Annotated in this window: 14 protein-coding genes; 6 read left to right on the top strand and 8 right to left on the bottom strand. The window is 73.8% G+C overall.

Annotated elements, in window-relative coordinates:
• Nucleotide 1 precedes the first annotated feature (1 nt).
• From ACFWV2_RS02410 to ACFWV2_RS02400, 3 genes are all read left to right on the top strand, one after another.
• A complete protein-coding gene (locus ACFWV2_RS02410; RefSeq protein WP_384401431.1) occupies nucleotides 2-1,042 on the top strand; it encodes a saccharopine dehydrogenase NADP-binding domain-containing protein in 1,041 nt (346 codons plus the stop codon).
• 77 nt (nucleotides 1,043-1,119) lie between these two features.
• Complete coding sequence (locus tag ACFWV2_RS02405; RefSeq protein WP_360789509.1) at nucleotides 1,120-1,476, top strand: VOC family protein; 357 nt, start codon at nucleotides 1,120-1,122, stop codon at nucleotides 1,474-1,476.
• Nucleotides 1,477-1,527: 51 nt separating this feature from the next.
• Nucleotides 1,528-3,057 carry a helix-turn-helix domain-containing protein gene (locus ACFWV2_RS02400; protein ID WP_384400458.1) on the top strand — a complete coding sequence of 510 codons (1,530 nt, stop codon included), beginning with the start codon at nucleotides 1,528-1,530 and terminating at the stop codon, nucleotides 3,055-3,057.
• Nucleotides 3,058-3,129: 72 nt separating this feature from the next.
• Here the strand turns inward: ACFWV2_RS02400 and ACFWV2_RS02395 are convergent, their stop codons facing one another.
• From ACFWV2_RS02395 to ACFWV2_RS02365, 7 genes are all read right to left on the bottom strand, one after another.
• A complete protein-coding gene (locus ACFWV2_RS02395) occupies nucleotides 3,130-3,804 on the bottom strand; it encodes an ATP-binding cassette domain-containing protein (RefSeq protein WP_384400455.1) in 675 nt (224 codons plus the stop codon).
• Complete coding sequence (locus ACFWV2_RS02390; RefSeq protein ID WP_384400451.1) at nucleotides 3,801-4,763, bottom strand: ABC transporter ATP-binding protein; 963 nt, start codon at nucleotides 4,761-4,763, stop codon at nucleotides 3,801-3,803. The genes ACFWV2_RS02395 and ACFWV2_RS02390 overlap by 4 nt, the downstream gene beginning before the upstream one ends.
• Nucleotides 4,744-6,639 carry an ABC transporter permease subunit gene (locus ACFWV2_RS02385; protein WP_384400448.1) on the bottom strand — a complete coding sequence of 632 codons (1,896 nt, stop codon included), beginning with the start codon at nucleotides 6,637-6,639 and terminating at the stop codon, nucleotides 4,744-4,746. The genes ACFWV2_RS02390 and ACFWV2_RS02385 overlap by 20 nt, the downstream gene beginning before the upstream one ends.
• 85 nt (nucleotides 6,640-6,724) lie before the next feature.
• The gene (locus ACFWV2_RS02380; protein ID WP_384401428.1) at nucleotides 6,725-8,302 is read right to left on the bottom strand and encodes an ABC transporter substrate-binding protein; all 1,578 of its coding nucleotides are present in this window, start codon (nucleotides 8,300-8,302) and stop codon (nucleotides 6,725-6,727) included.
• A gap of 104 nt (nucleotides 8,303-8,406) precedes the next feature.
• Nucleotides 8,407-9,954 carry an MFS transporter gene (locus ACFWV2_RS02375; protein ID WP_384400445.1) on the bottom strand — a complete coding sequence of 516 codons (1,548 nt, stop codon included), beginning with the start codon at nucleotides 9,952-9,954 and terminating at the stop codon, nucleotides 8,407-8,409.
• A 95-nt stretch (nucleotides 9,955-10,049) separates the two neighbouring features.
• Nucleotides 10,050-10,463: a RidA family protein gene (locus tag ACFWV2_RS02370; RefSeq protein ID WP_384400443.1), complete on the bottom strand. Its 414-nt coding sequence runs from the start codon at nucleotides 10,461-10,463 to the stop codon at nucleotides 10,050-10,052.
• The gene (locus tag ACFWV2_RS02365; protein WP_384400440.1) at nucleotides 10,460-11,683 is read right to left on the bottom strand and encodes an acyl-CoA dehydrogenase family protein; all 1,224 of its coding nucleotides are present in this window, start codon (nucleotides 11,681-11,683) and stop codon (nucleotides 10,460-10,462) included. The genes ACFWV2_RS02370 and ACFWV2_RS02365 overlap by 4 nt, the downstream gene beginning before the upstream one ends.
• Nucleotides 11,684-11,845: 162 nt before the next feature.
• On the opposite strand from ACFWV2_RS02365, the gene ACFWV2_RS02360 reads away from it, so the two are divergent.
• The 3 genes from ACFWV2_RS02360 (at nucleotide 11,846) to ACFWV2_RS02350 (ending at nucleotide 14,768) form a co-directional block, all read left to right on the top strand.
• On the top strand, nucleotides 11,846-13,540 hold the full coding sequence (locus ACFWV2_RS02360; RefSeq protein WP_384400437.1) for an AMP-binding protein: 1,695 nt from the start codon (nucleotides 11,846-11,848) through the stop codon (nucleotides 13,538-13,540).
• Nucleotides 13,510-14,337, top strand: a complete 828-nt coding sequence (locus ACFWV2_RS02355; RefSeq protein ID WP_384400434.1) for a PaaX family transcriptional regulator C-terminal domain-containing protein — start codon at nucleotides 13,510-13,512, stop codon at nucleotides 14,335-14,337. The genes ACFWV2_RS02360 and ACFWV2_RS02355 overlap by 31 nt, the downstream gene beginning before the upstream one ends.
• 122 nt (nucleotides 14,338-14,459) lie before the next feature.
• Nucleotides 14,460-14,768 carry a hypothetical protein gene (locus ACFWV2_RS02350; protein WP_384400431.1) on the top strand — a complete coding sequence of 103 codons (309 nt, stop codon included), beginning with the start codon at nucleotides 14,460-14,462 and terminating at the stop codon, nucleotides 14,766-14,768.
• Nucleotides 14,769-14,817: 49 nt separating this feature from the next.
• Here ACFWV2_RS02350 and ACFWV2_RS02345 read toward each other — a convergent pair whose 3' ends face one another.
• Nucleotides 14,818-15,279, bottom strand: coding sequence for a hypothetical protein (locus ACFWV2_RS02345; protein WP_384400429.1), 462 nt, complete (start codon nucleotides 15,277-15,279; stop codon nucleotides 14,818-14,820).
• Between the last annotated feature and the right edge of the window lie 152 nt (nucleotides 15,280-15,431).

Raw genomic sequence — 15,431 nt, 5'->3', positions numbered from 1 at the left:
CATGGGTTCGGGACGGACGGTCGCGGTGTTCGGCGCCTACGGGCACACCGGGCGTTTCGTGGTGGCGGAGCTGCTGGACCGGGGGTTCGTCCCCGTCCTGTCCGGGCGCGACGCCGGAAAGCTGGCGGAGTTCGCGGCGTCCCGCCCGGAGCCGGCCGGCCTCGATGTCCGGCCGGCCACGGTCGACGACCCGGCCTCGCTGGACCGCGCGTTCGCCGGCGTCGCCGCCGTGATCAACTGCGCCGGTCCCTTCGCGTCGACCGCCGCCCCGGTGATCGACGCGGCGCTGCGCGCCCGGATCCCGTACGTGGACGTGGCGGCCGAGATCGAGGCCAACGTCGACACCTTCACCCGTTTCGCGGAGCCCGCCCGCGCCGCCGGCGCCGTCGTGGTCCCCGCGATGGCCTTCTTCGGCGGCCTCGGTGACCTGCTGGTCACGGCGGCGATGGGCGACTGGGCGTCGGCCGACGAGGTGCACGTCGCGTACGGGCTGAGCAGTTGGCACCCGACGGCCGGCACCCGTACGGCGGGAGCGGTCTCCCGGGAACGCAGGGAGGGCCGGCACGTCCGGTTCACACGGGGGCGGCTCGAGTACCGCGACGAGGCGGCCTCCACCGTCCAGAAGTGGGCCTTTCCCGAGCCGCTGGGGGTCAGCCCCGTGATCGGTGACTTCACGATGGCCGACGTCGTCACCGTCCCCAGCCACGTGGACGTCCCCGAGGTCCGCACCTACATGGCCGCCGGGGCGGCGGAGGATCTGGCCTCCTCCGACACGCCGGCGCCGACGGCGGTCGACGAGCGCGGACGGTCCGCGCAGACCTTCCTGGTGGACGTGGTCGTGCGCTCCGGCGGCGAGGAGCGGCGCGCGGTGGCGCGCGGCCAGGACATCTACGCCGTCAGCGCGCCGCTCGCGGTGGAGGCGGTCGACCGGGTGCTGTCGGGGCGGACGAGGACAGTGGGGGTCGCTTCGGCGGGGGCCGCTTTCGACGCGGCCGACTTCCTGCGCGCCCTCTCCGCCCATGTCTCGGTGGACCTGCCGTAGCGGCCGGGGAGGGGGCCCGGCCCTCGTACGGACGCCGAACGATTGCCGCCGCCGCACCGGAGGCCCAGGATCGGAGCATGTTCAGCGGCGCGCATGTGATTCTGTACACCCGGGACGCGGAGGCCGACCGCGCCTTCCTCAAGGACGTGTTCGGCTTCGAGCACGTCGACGCCGGGGGTGGCTGGCTCATCTTCAAGCTGCCGCCGTCCGAGATCGCGGTGCATCCCACGTCGGAGGAGCCGAAGCACGAGGTGTACCTCATGTGCGAGGACCTCACGGGGACCCTGACGGCCCTGGAGGACCGGGGCGCCGAGATCTCACGCGCCATCACCGACCAGGGCTGGGGCATGCTCGCCGCCGTCCGGCTGCCGAGCGGCACCGAACTCCCCCTGTACGAGCCGCGTCACCCCACCGCGCACGGCCTGTCACCCTGACGGCCCACCCCCATGATCAGCGTCATCTCATATCTGAGATAACGTGACGCCATGGCAGACGACTACCTCGTACGCATCGGCAAGCTCATCCGTGACGCCCGGCAGCACCGCGGCTGGACGCAGACGCAGCTCGCCGAGGCGCTGGCCACGAGCCAGAGCGCCGTCAACCGGATCGAGCGCGGCAACCAGAACATCAGCCTTGAGATGATCGCCCGGATCGGCGAAGCCCTCGACAGCGAGATCGTGTCCCTGGGATACGCGGGACCGATGCACCTCAGGGTCGTCGGCCGCCGCAGGCTCTCCGGCTCCATCGACGTCAAGACGAGCAAGAACGCCTGTGTCGCGTTGCTCTGCGCCTCCCTCCTCAACAAGGGGCGCACGGTCCTGCGCCGGGTCGCGCGCATCGAGGAGGTCTTCCGGCTCCTGGAGGTGCTCAACTCCATCGGGGTCCGCACCCGTTGGGTCAACGACGGTGTCGACCTGGAGATCGTGCCGCCGGCCGAGCTGGACATGGACTCGATCGACGCCGACGCGGCGATCCGCACCCGCTCGATCATCATGTTCCTCGGCCCGCTGCTGCACCGCATGGACCGCTTCAAGCTGCCGTACGCCGGAGGCTGCGACCTCGGTACGCGCACGATCGAGCCGCACATGATCGCGCTGCGCCGCTTCGGTCTCGACGTCACGGCCACCGAGGGCATCTACCACGCCCAGGTCGAGCGCTCGGTCTCCCCCGGCCGCCCGATCGTGCTGACCGAGCGCGGGGACACCGTCACCGAGAACGCGCTGCTCGCCGCCGCCCGGCACGACGGCGTGACCGTCATCCGCAACGCCTCCTCCAACTACATGGTCCAGGACCTGTGCTTCTTCCTGGAGGCGCTCGGCGTGCGGGTCGACGGCATCGGCACGACCACCCTGACGGTGCACGGCGTGCCCCAGATCGACGTGGACGTCGACTACTCCCCCTCCGAGGACCCGGTCGAGGCGATGAGCCTGCTCGCCGCCGCGGTCGTCACCGAGTCGGAGCTGACGATCCGCCGGGTCCCCATCGAGTTCATGGAGATCGAGCTCGCGGTCCTGGAGGAGATGGGCCTCGACCACGACCGCTCGGCCGAGTACGCGGCGGACAACGGCCGCACGCGCCTGGTCGACCTGACGGTCCGCCCCTCCAAGCTGGAGGCGCCGATCGACAAGATCCACCCGATGCCGTTCCCGGGCCTGAACATCGACAACGTCCCCTTCTTCGCGGCCATCGCGGCGACGGCCCAGGGCAAGACGCTCATCCACGACTGGGTCTACGACAACCGCGCCATCTACCTCACCGACCTCAACCGCCTCGGCGGCCGCCTCCAGCTCCTCGACCCCCACCGCGTCCTCGTGGAGGGCCCCACCCGCTGGCGCGCCGCCGAGATGATGTGCCCGCCGGCCCTGCGCCCGGCGGTGGTCGTCCTGCTCGCGATGATGGCGGCGGAGGGCACGTCGGTCCTGCGGAACGTCTACGTCATCAACCGCGGCTACGAGGACCTGGCGGAGCGCCTGAACTCGATCGGCGCGCAGATCGAGATCTTCCGGGACATCTAGGGCCGCCCCACACCGAAGGGCCCCCGTCGGACAGACGGGGCCCTTCGGTGTGGGTGGTTCGGGTGAGGGGAATCACTCGGTGAGCTTTCCGTCGTGCATGGTCAGGACGCGGTCGCAGGTGTGCCGGACCGCGGCCCGGTCGTGGGAGATGAACAGGCAGCCGACACCGAGGGTGTCCTGGAGGTCCATCAGGAGGTTGAGGACGCCGGCCCGCAGGGACGGGTCGAGGGCCGAGGTCGGCTCGTCGAGTACGAGGAGTTCCGGGCGGGTGGCGAGGGCGCGGGCGATCCCGGCGCGCTGGCACTGCCCACCGGAGAGTTCGTGGGGAAGCCGGTCACCGTGCGAGGGGTCCAGGCCGACGAGGCCTAGCAGTTCCGTGATCCGCGCGGGGCCGGCCGCCCGCGTCCAGAGTCCGTGCAGCCTGAGGGGCTCGGCGATCTGGTCGCGGACGCGGCGGCGCGGGCTGAGCGCTCCGTACGGGTCCTGGAAGACCGGCTGGAACCGGGGCCGCAACGAGCGCAGTTCGCCCTCGCGCAGGGTCGTCAGCTCCACCCCGTCGAAGCGGACCGATCCCGCGTCGGGGCGCAACAGTCGCAGGACGGCCGCGGCCGTGGTCGACTTGCCGCAGCCGGAGGGCCCGACGAGACCGACGGTCTCGCCGGCCGCCACGTCGAACGACACCCCGTCGACGACGGTGCGGCCGCCGTACCGTACGACGAGGTCGCGTACCTGGAGCAGGGTGCTCACGCGGTCTCCCCCAGGGGGTGATGGCAGGCGACCCGGCGACCGTCGACGGTTCTCGGCTCGGGGTCCTCGATGCGGCAGCGGGCCGTGGCGTACGGGCAGCGGGGTGCGAAGGCGCAGCCTTCGCCCGTCGCGCCCGGGAGCGGCGGGGCTCCGGCCAGGACGGGCAGCCGGGACCGGTGCGGGAGGCCGGGCGCGGGCAGCGAGGCGAGGAGAGCGCGGGTGTACGGGGCGGCCGGGCGTCCCAGGACCCTGTCCACGGGCCCGAGTTCGACGATCCGGCCCGCGTACAGGACGGCCACCCGGTCGGCGTGGCGGCGCACCGCCTCCAGGTCGTGACTGACGAGCAGCAGCGCCGCTCCGGCCGCCGCGCACCGCTCCCGCAGGAGGGTGAGGATCCGTTCCTGGCGGTCCGGGTCGAGCGCGGTGGTCGGCTCGTCGGCCACCACCAGATCGGGCCCGTTGACCAGGGCCATGGCGATCACGGCGCGCTGACGCATGCCGCCGGACAGGGCGTGCGGGTACGCGGCGGCGTCTTCCGGGCCGAGGCCGGTGTCGGCGAGCGCCCGGCGGGCGGCCGCACGGGCCTCGCGGCGGCCGAGACCCTGGACCGACCCTACGGCCAGGGCCAGTTGGTCCTCGACCCGGTGGACGGGCGAGAGCGCCGACAGGGCGTCCTGCGGGATACCGGCGAGGCGGCGCCCGAGGTCGGTCCGGGTGACGGGGGCGCCACGCAGCAGCACCCGACCGGAGACGGTTGCCGTGCGGGGCGCCATGCCGAGCAGGGCGCGCGCCGTGAGCGACTTGCCCGCACCGGACTCGCCGACCAGGGCGAAGACCTCGCCGGCGGCCACCTCGAAACCGATCCCGCGGACGGCCTCGACGCCCGCGGGGGCGGCCCCGGGGAAGGAGACATGGAGCGCGTCGACGGAGAGGAGCGGTTCAGGAGCGGGGGGCGGCAACGGGACCGGCCTTTCCGGGTACGGGGGCTGTGCGGCGGATTCGACCCGTCGGGGAGGCGTGGGAGAGGCGGACAGCGAGCGCGGCGAGCATGGCGAGGGCCGCGGCCGGGGCGAGCGCGGCGACGGGGGCCCGCTCGACGTAGTCGGCCGACTCGTCGAGGAGCAGGCCCCACTCCGGCGAGGGCGGCTGCGCGCCGAGACCGAGGAAGCCGAGGGAGGCGAGGGCGAGGGCGACTCCGGGCAGCCGCAGCACCGCGTGCCGGGCCACCGGGCCCGCCACCGACGGCAGTACATGCCGAGTGACGATCCACAACGGACCTGCTCCCAAGGCCCGTTGGGCTTGGAGGAAGCGGGAGGCGCGCACCTCCTGGGCGAGGGCGGCCGCGTGCGCGGCGAGCGGCGGCCAGGACACCAGGGTCACGGCGAGTGCGGCCGCGCCCGCGCCGGGACCGGTCACGGCGGCGACGAGCAGGCCGACGATCACCGGCGGCAGGGCGTTCGCGATGTCCGCGAGGCCGGCCGTCGCGCCCGGCAGGAAGCCGAGTACGAGGGCGACCAGACAGCTCAGCGCGGTCACCGCGGCGGCGGTGCCGACGGTGGAGGCGGCGCCGTGCCCGAGCCGGGCGAGGACGTCCCGGCCTAGCGCGTCCGCACCGAGCGGGTGCGTGGCGGAGGGCCCGGCGAGCCGGGAGGCGACGTCCACGGCGTACGGGTCGCGGAGCAGGCCCCAGCCGATCACCCCCGCGAGCACGGTGGCGAGCAGCAGCGGGACCGCGGCGGACACCCGCGTCGGCCGGGGCGGCGGCAGACTCAGACCCGCCTCGCGGAGCGCGGGACCGAGGAGCCGTCGTCGGACGAGCGAGGCCGCGCCGCCGACGAGCAGGCCGAGCAGGAGCAGGGCGAGGACGCAGCCCTGAAGCAGCGGCAGGTCCTGTGCCTTCGCCGCGCCGAGCGCCGTACGGCCGATGCCGGGGACGGCGAAGACGGTTTCGACGGCGACGGCGCCACCGGTGAGGCCGACCACCACCAGGCCGATCTGCGGGACGAGCGACGGCAGGGCGCGGCGGAGCGCGGCCCGCGTGATACGGGCGCGGCTGGTGCCCGCGCCGCGCCACAGCTCCGCCCACGCTTCCTCCAGGACGGGGGGGACCGCGTCGGCGACGAGCCGGCCGAGGAGCGCGCCCGCCGGGACGCCGAGGGCCACGGCGGGCAGCACCAGATGGGCCGGTCCGGCCCAGCCGGAGGTGGGCAGCAGACCGAGCCATACGCCGGCGACGACAAGGAGGACGAGGGACAGCAGGAACTCGGGCAGCGAGGCGAGGGCCGCGGCGACCGCGCCGGCCGTCGGGCGGCCCCGTACGAGCGCGGGCGCCGCGAGCAGTGAGCCGACGACGAGCGCGACTCCGAGGGCGGCGCCCATCAGGGTCACGGAGACCCCGAGGCCTGCCGCCACCGTGGGCAGGACGTCGGTGCCGGAGACCCAGGAGACTCCGAGGTCGCCCCGGAGCAGCCCGGCGCCCCAGTCGCCGAGGAGACCCCACGGTCCCGCGTCGAGACCGAGGTCGGCGCGGATGGCGGCGAGCGCCTCGGGGGTGGGCTCCTGCTCGGCGGACCGGGCCCGCAGCAGACCGAGCGCGGGATCCTTGCCGGAGAGCCAGGGCAGCAGCCCGACGACGGCCACGAGCCCGGTGAGGGCGACCCCCCTGACGGTGACCGCGGCGAGGACGGCTCGTCGGCGGGCGGGGACGGCCCCGGCGAGGGCGGTGGCCACACGCCGGTGGGCGGGGACCACCCCGGCGAGGACGGTGGCCACACGCCGGCGGGCGGGGACCGCCCCGGCGAGGATCGTGGCCCGTCGGCTCGTGGGGGCGGTCATGGGTGGGCTTTCGTCAGGAGGGACTTGACCGCCAGGGCCTTGGCGATGAGGAGCCGGGCCGCCAGGGTCGTGACCGCGGGGGACTTCACCGTACGTGGGTGTCGACGGTGACGAGTTCGCGTTCGCGCGGGTCGTGCGCGGCGTCCACGACGTGGGCGGCGTCGCCCTGGATGACGCGCTCGTGCAGCATCGGCACGGCCGCGTCGGTGGCGAGTACGGCGGCCTCGGCGGCGATCACGGCCCGGCGGCGGGAGTCCCCGGTCGCCGTGCCGGTCGCGGCGGCGAGCGCCCGGTCGACGGCGGGGTCGGCGAGCTGGGCGATGTTGAACGAGCCGTCGCCCGCGAAGTCGCTGTAGAGGTAGGCGGCGGGATCGCCGGAGTCGAGGACGGTGGCGCGGGAGAGGACGAAGGCGTCGAACTTCCCGGCGAGCGCGTCGGCCTCGATGGCGGCGTACTCCCGTACGTCCAGCTTCACGGTGAAGCCGGCCTTCTCCAGTTGCTGCTGGAGGAGCTGGGCCACCTCGGGGAGTTCGGCCCGGTCGGTGAAGGTGCCGATGGTGACGGTGGCGCCCCGGGGGGCGGCGGGCGCGTGGGGGCGGCGGACGGGTGCGCGGAGTTCGGCCGCCCAGGGCAGGGCCGGGCCGAGGAGTCCGCCGGCGACGTCGGCGCGCCCTTCGTACACCCCGGCGACGAGGGCGCGGGCGTCGACGGCCTCGCGGGCGGCGGCGCGGAGGGCCGGGTCCCTGAACGGGCCCGTGCGGGTGTTGAGGTACAGGGTGTTGGTCCGGGGCATGGGGACCTCGGTGACGAGCTCCGGGTCGAGGAGACGGGCCTGGGAGACGGGGACGGCTTCCACGATGTCCGCCTCGCCGGCGCGCAGGGCGGCGGCTCGGGCGGTGCCGTCGGGGACGTACCGCACGTCGATGCCGGCGGCCTTGGCGCGGCCGCCCCAGTAGGCGTCGTAGCGGTCGAGGGTCGCGGAGGCGGTGCCCTCGGCGCGGACCAGGACGAACGGTCCGGTGCCGGCGCCGACGGGGTTCACGGTCCTGCCCCGGTAGGCCTTGGCGGCGAGGATCGACAGCTGGGGCGAGCTGAGCCGCTGGGGGACGAGGGGGTCGGCGGTGCCGGTGGTCACGGTGACGGTGCGGGGCCCGGTGGCGCGGGCGGTGAGGGTGACGCCGTCGAGGATGCGGGGCTTGGGCGAGGCCTTCGCCGCGGTGGTGAGGGAGCGGACGACGGCCTCGGCGGTCAGGGGTGTCCCGTCGTGGAAGGTCACGTCGTCGCGGAGGGTGAAGGTCCAGGTCGGGCCGGTCTGTCGCCAGTCGGTGGCGAGGGCGGGTTCGGCGTTGCCGTCGCGGTCGAGCCGGACGAGGGTCTCGGCGGTGGACCAGCGGGAGAGTTTGAAGGCGTCGTCGGTGAGCGGGGAGAGGCCGGAACGCGGCGGTTGCATCATGGCGACCCTGAGGCGTCCGTCGGCGCCTGCGCTCCCGGGTCCGGACCGGGCCCCGGTGTCGGCTCCGGCTCCCGTTCCGGTTCCGGTTCCGGCGAAACAGCCGGTCAGCAGGGTCGCGGCCGCGAGGGTGAGTGCGAGCGCGGTGAGCGGGCGACGACGGTGGGCGCGGAGGGTGCGGCTGTTTCCGGGCAGGCCGGAGGGCGCGGGCAGGGGGAGCAAGGGGGGTCCTCGGAGGGCGCGGCGAGCGGGTACGCGCCGACCATACCAGAATGACAATCATTTTCATTACGCCGTCCCGGGGCCCTCGGGCACACTCAGGCCGGCGGCACCACGCCGCCCTTGAGGCGTTCGATGTCCGAGGCGCGGACCTGGATCACGAAGAGGGCGATCAGGGCGCCCAGCACGGCGAAGATCGCCGCCGTGACGAAGCCGGCCGAGACTCCGGAGGTGAGGACCTGGTCGCTCCACGGGGGCGGGAGCTGGCCGGTCCTGGCGAACTCGGCCTTCTCCAGCGGGCTCGCCTGGGAGAGGAAGGCGGGGACCTGCTTGTCCGCCTCGTTGCGGCTGGCCGTGCCGAAGACCGTGACCAGGATCGAGAGGCCCAGCGAACCGCCCACCTGCTGCGTGGCGTTGAGCAGGCCGGACGCGGCGCCGGTGTCCCTCTGCTCGACGTTCGACAGCGCCATGATGGTCAGCGAGACGAACATGAAGCCCATACCGAAGCCGAAGACGAGGATCGGCCCGAGGATGCTGCCCAGGTAGGTGGAGTCCACGTCGGTCAGGGTCAGCCAGGCGAGGCCCGCCGCGGCCAGTACCGAGCCCGTCACCATGAACGGCTTCGGCCCGTAGCGGGGCAGCAGGCTGGAGGTGAGTCCCGCGGCGACCGCGATGATCGCGCTGACCGGCAGGAACGCCAGACCGGCCTTCAAGGGACTGAAGCTCAGCACCTGTTGGACGAACAGGGTGAGGAAGAAGAACATCCCGAAGATCGCCGCCGCCAGGCACAGCATGATGGCGTAGGTGCCGGAGCGGTTGCGGTCGGCGAACATGCGCAGCGGCGTGATGGGCTGCTGGGAGCGCCGTTCGACGAGGAGGAACACGGCCAGGAGCACGACCGCCGCGACGAACGAGCCGATCGTGTACGGGTCGCGCCAGCCCTCCTGGGCGGCGCGGATGAACCCGTAGACCAGCGCCACCATGCCGAGCGTCGAGGTGAGGGCGCCGGTGAGGTCGAAGTGGCCGGGGCTGCGCTCGGACTCCTTGACGTGGCGGGGGGTGAGGAAGGCGATGAGCAGGGCGATGGGGACGTTGACGAAGAAGATCCAGCGCCAGTCCAGCCATTGGACGAGCATGCCTCCCGCGACCAGGCCGATCGCGCTGCCGCCGGCCGAGACGGCGGCGAACACGCCGAAGGCCCGGTTGCGTTCCGGGCCTTCGTCGAACGTCGTGGTGATGAGGGAGAGCGCGGTCGGCGAGGCTATGGCGCCGCCGACGCCCTGGAGCGCTCGGGCGGCGAGGAGTTGCCACTCGCTCTGCGCGAGTCCGCAGAAGAGCGAGGCGAGTCCGAAGAGCAGCACGCCGAAGATGAAGACGCGTCGTCGGCCCAGGATGTCGCCGGCGCGGCCACCGAGCAGCAGCAGGCCGCCGAAGGTGAGGGTGTAGGCGTTGACGACCCAGGCCAGGCTGGTGGTGGAGAAGTCCAGCGCGGTCTGGATATGGGGGAGCGCGATGTTCACGATCGTGATGTCGAGGACCACCATCAGCTGGCAGGAGGCGATCACGAACAGGGCGATGCCCTTGCCGTCACTGCCGTTCCCCGGGGTGGCGGTCTGTGCCGGTGTCGTCGGCTTGGGTGTACTCATGTGGGCGCCTCAAGTGCTTCGCCTGGTGAGTGAGCCGTGGGCCGGTCAGTCCACCTTTTCGACACTAAGCCCGGCCCGCGCGGCTGACCAGTTGATCAAGCGTGGGCGGGCTCGTCCAGGACCGCGAAGCCGTCGAGTTCCACCCTGGCCTGTTCGTCCCAGAGGCGTACGACGCCGATGACGGCCATCGCCGGGTAGTCGCGGCCCGCCAACCGGCCCCAGATCCGGCCGAGTTCATGGGCGTGCGTGCGGTACTCGTCGACGTCGGTGGTGTAGACGGTGACGCGGGCGAGGTCGGCGGGGGTGCCCCCGGCGTGCCGCAGGGCGGTGAGGAGGTTGGCGAGGGCGGTCGTGAACTGCTCGGCCAGGGTGTCCCCCACGACGGCGCCCTCGCTGTCGAGGGCGGTCTGGCCCGCGAGGAAGACGAACCGGGTGCCGGTGGCGGTGACGGCGTGGGAGAAGCCACTGGGCGGGGCGAGTTCGGCGGGGTTGTGCCGGTGCAGGCTCATGGGGACGGTTCCTCCTCGTGCGGTGTCGCGTCACGACTCATGACCGGCTCCTGGGGACGGTTCCCGCCGGCGGCGCGGCCCGGGGACGGTTCTTCGTGGCGGTGGTGGGACGCGTACAGCTCCTTGGCGATGATGGTGCGCTGGACCTCGGTGGCCCCCTCGTAGATCCGGGGTGCGCGGACCTCACGGTAGAGGTGTTCCAGGAGGTGGCCGCGTTGCAGGGCGCGGGCGCCGTGGAGTTGGACGGCGGCGTCGACGACGTGCTGGGCGGTCTCGGTGGCGAGGAGTTTGGCCATGGCGGAGCGCCGGGGCACGTCCGGATCGCCTTCGTCGTACGCCGCGGCCGCCGCGTACACGAGGAGGCGGGCGGCCTCGGTGCGGGTGGCCATCTCGGCGATGCGGTGGGCGACGGACTGAAGGTCGGCGAGGTGGCCGCCGAAGGCGGGGCGGGCGGCGGTGTGGGCGACGGCGGCGTCCAGGGCGGCCTGGGCCATGCCGACGGCGAAGGCGCCGACGCTGGGCCGGAAGAGGTTCAGGGTGTGCATGGCGACCCGGAAGCCCGCGTCGGGTTCGCCGAGGAGGTCCTCGGGGCCCACGGGGACGCCGTCGAAGGTGAGGGTGCCGAGGGCGTGCGGGGCGAGCATGTCGAGGTGCTCGCCGCCGAGGCCCGGCCGGTCGGCGGGGACGAGGAAGGCGGTGACGCCCCGGGAGCCCGCGCCCCGGGTGGTGCGGGCGAAGACGGTGGTGAAGTCGGCTTCGGGGGCGTTGGAGATCCACTGTTTCTCGCCGTGCAGCCGCCAGCCGCCGCGCCCGTCGGGGACGGCGTCGAGAGCGAGGGCGGCCGCGTCGGAGCCGGCGCCCGGTTCGGAGAGCGCGAAGGCCGCGACGGCCCGGCCCGCGGTGACCTCGGGGAGCCAGCGGGCGCGCTGCGCCGGGGTGCCGTAGGCGGCGACGGGGTGGGCGCCGAGGCCCTGGAGGGCGAGGGCGGTCTCGGCCTCGGTGCAGGTCCGGGCGAGGGATTCGCGCAGGAGGCAGAGGTCGAGGGCGCCCGCGTCGAAGAGCCGGGAGAGGAGGCCGAGTTCGCCGAGGGCGGCGACGAGGGGGCGGTTGACCCGGCCGGGTTCGCCCTTCTCGGCGAGGGGCCGCAGGCGTTCGGCGGCGAGGGCGCGGAGCTCCGCACACCAGGTGGTCTGTGCCGTATCGAGCGAGAATGCGGGCATGTGGGCCCTCTCTGACGCCCTCGGGCGTCGTCGTCCCGTCGTCGCCGGACGCCGTCGTCCCTTCGTCGCCGGGCACCCTTGTCGCGAACCGTTGACTGCCGTCACCAACACGATACGCTCGTGTGGCGACGGGCGACCCCACCACGACAGGGGGACGGACTCATGGAGCTGACACCCTCGGCCCACCTCGACACCTTCGCCCGCGACCGGCTTCCGCCACCGGACCGGTGGCCGCGGCTCGTCTTCGACCTCCCCGAGCTCGCCTACCCCGACCGGCTCAACTGCGGCACGGAACTCCTCGACCGCACGGTGGAACGATTCGGCGCCGAGCGGCCCGCCTTCCACGACGGCGAGGGCGGCGTCTGGAGCTACGGGGAGCTCCAGGACCGGGTCGACCGCATCGCCCACGTCCTCACCTCCGACCTGCGGGTCCGGCCCGGGAACCGGGTCCTGTTGCGCGGCCCCACCACCCCCTGGCTCGCCGCCTGCTGGCTCGCCGTGATGAAGGCCGGCGCGATCGCCGTCACCGTCCTCGCCCAGCAGCGCGCCCCCGAGCTGGCCGTCATGGCGGACGCGGCCCGCTGCACCCACGCCCTCTGCGACGCCCACACCCTCGACGAGCTCCTCGCGGCCCGGATCCCGGGACTCCGCGTCACCCCCTTCGGCGGGGAGGGACCGGACGACCTCCTCGCCCTCGCCGCCCGCCGCCCCGGCCCGTACCCGGCGGTGGCCACGGCAGCCGACGACGTGGCCCTGATCGCCTTCACCTCCGGCACGACGGGCCGGCCCAAGGGGTGCGTCCACTTCCACCGGGACGTCCTGGCCGTCGCCGACACCTTCTCCGCGCACGTCCTGCGCCCCCGGCCCGACGACGTCTTCGCCGGTTCACCGCCGCTCGCCTTCACCTTCGGCCTCGGCGGGCTCGTCGTCTTCCCCCTGCGGGCCGGGGCGAGCGCGGTCCTGCTCGAACAGGCGGGGCCCAAGCAACTGCTCGCGGCGATCGAGCGGCACCGGGTGTCGGTGCTCTTCACCGCCCCGACGGCGTACCGGGTCATGCTCGACGAGCTGGCCCTCGGCACCGCCCCCGACGTCGGGTCGCTGCGCCGCTGCGTCTCGGCCGGCGAGAACCTGCCGGAGGCCACCTGGACCGCCTGGTACCGGCGCACCGGGCTGCGTCTGATCAACGGCATCGGGGCGACCGAGCTGCTCCACATCTTCATCTCCGCCGCCGACGGCGACATCCGCCCCGGCACCACCGGCCGCCCGGTGCCCGGCTGGCAGGCCCGGATCACGGACCACGCCGGCCGGGAGGTCCCCGACGGCGAGGAGGGGCTGCTCGCGGTGCGCGGCCCGGTGGGCTGCCGCTATCTGGCCGATCCCCGCCAGTCCGAGTACGTACGGGAGGGCTGGAACATCACGGGGGACACGTACGTCCGCGAGCCCGACGGCTGGTTCCGGTACGTCTCACGGGCCGACGACATGATCATCTCGGCCGGGTACAACATCGCGGGGCCCCAGGTCGAGGAGACGCTCCTCGGCCATCCCGACGTGCTGGAGACGGCCGTGGTGGGCCGCCCCGACGAGCTGCGCGGCCAGGTCGTCGTGGCCTACGCGGTGGTACGGGACGGGGTGCCGCGCGACGCCACCACGGCCGCGGCGCTGCGGGCCTTCGTCCGCGCCCGCCTCGCCCCGTACAAGTCGCCCCGCGAGATCGTCTTCCTCGACGCCCTGCCCCGGACGCCGACGGGCAAGCTCCAGCGCTTCCGGCTGCGCGCGGACCCGGTACGACCCCGCCCGATCGGCGAGGCACCCCCTAAAGTGATCACGTGGCCGAGCAGCACACTCCCCGATCCCTGATCGTCTCCCTCTACGGCGCGTACGGCCGTGCCCCCGACGGTTCGCCGGTGCCGGTGGCCGCGCTCGTCCGCCTGCTCGCGGTGCTGGGGGTGGACGCGCCCTCGGTGCGTTCCTCCGTTTCGCGGCTCAAGCGGCGCGGGCTGCTGCTGCCGGGCCGGACGGCGGACGGGGCCGCCGGGTACGCCCTCTCGGAGGACGCCCGTCGGCTCCTGGACGACGGCGACCGCCGTATCTACGCCCGTACCGAGCCGAAACTGTCCGAGGGCTGGGTCCTCGCCGTCTTCTCGGTGCCCGAGGCCGAGCGGCACAAGCGCCATCTGCTGCGCTCCCGACTCGCCCGGCTCGGCTTCGGTACGGCGGCGCCGGGCGTCTGGATCGCGCCCGCGCGGCTGTACGAGGAGACCAGGAACACCTTGGAACGCCTGGAGCTCTCGCCGTACGTGGACCTCTTCAGGGGCGACCACCTGGGGTACGCGGCGACGGCCGGGGCGGTGGCCCGCTGGTGGGACCTGCCGGCTATCGCCGCGCTGCACGAGGAGTTCCTCGCGGCCCACGGGCCGGTGCTCCGGGGCTGGCGGACGGCGCCGGCGGACCCTGAGGACGCCTACCGGGACTACCTCCTCGCCCTGGACTCCTGGCGCAGGCTGCCGTACGCGGACCCGGTGCTTCCGGCGGAGCTGCTGCCGGACGACTGGCCGGGGAGACGCTCGGTGGAGGTCTTCACGGCCCTGCACGAACTGCTGCGGGACCGGGGCGCGGACTTCGTGCGCCCGTTCCTCTCCGGAGAACCCGCCTAGCCGGGTCCTGTCCGGCGGCGCACGGGTTGCGGGGGCGGGTCGGGGCGGCGGGGTTGACCTCAAGTCGGGTTGAGCTTCTAGGTTCGGGGATGCCGATGTCGACGTACCCGGGAGGAACGACCATGAGGACGCTGGTACTGGGCAGGACGCCCGCAAGGGTGACGGCGGTGCTGACGACACTGCGCGAGGACGGGTTCGACGCGGAGGGGGTGAGCACCGACGAGGAGGCCCTGAAGCTGATGGAAGCCGAGGAGTTCGGCGTGCTGATCATCGGCGGGGGTGTGGGGCCGGAATCCCGCGCCGTGATCAAGGCGTTCGCGGCGGAGCACCGGGTGCGGCGGGTGATCGACGGCGCGCTGACGCAGCCCTTCGACGTCTACGTGCGGCGGGAGTTCGAGCCGCTGATCCGGCAGGCGGCCGCCGAGGGGTGACGGCCGGTCCGGCCGGCAGCTCCGAACCGGTGGCCTCTCCGCGAGACCGTCACTGGCGACCGGTGCCGGGACTGTCGGGGCGGGCCGCGTGGTCGGGGTGGCCATCGGTGCGGCGGGCCTCCTTCATCTCCGCCTCGTACAGGTGGTCCTTCCCCTCGGCCAGGTCGGCCAGGACCTGCCGCTCCACCGACCGGAACGGCTCGTAGTAGGTGCGGTTGTACTCCTCGACGATCTGGAAGGTCCAGCGTCCGGGGATGACGTTGCGGCCCACGATCTCCCGCCGCACGCGGTCGGCCCAGGCGCTGTGACCGGCGTCGCTCAGCAGCCGCGTCGCCCGGTCCAGTTCGAGGTCCGCGCGTCCCGTCAGCTGGTGGAACGAGTAGAGGTGACCGCGGGCCCGCTCGGTCGTCTCCAAGGCCTTCGACAGGGAGCCGAGCGCTTCCACGGTGGCGTCGGTGACACCGTCCGGACGCCGGTGGCCGCCGTCGGGCCCGTCGCCGCTCACAGACATGGAGAGCCGTCCTTCCGGAGCACCCCGTGGGTGGGGGCGCGATGGGAGAAGTGGTCGCTGCCCCATCCCACCCGAGCCGCGCCGAGGCGGCGAACGGCGTACGGCCACTCGGAGCAGGCACCGGCCGGTGGGGGGCGGCGGGTGGTTGGTCG

This window comes from Streptomyces sp. NPDC058671 (assembly GCF_042716475.1).
Classification (GTDB): Bacteria; Actinomycetota; Actinomycetes; order Streptomycetales; family Streptomycetaceae; genus Streptomyces.
Note: the sequence above shows the minus strand (reverse complement) of the source record. Positions and strands in the feature narration are given on the sequence as shown.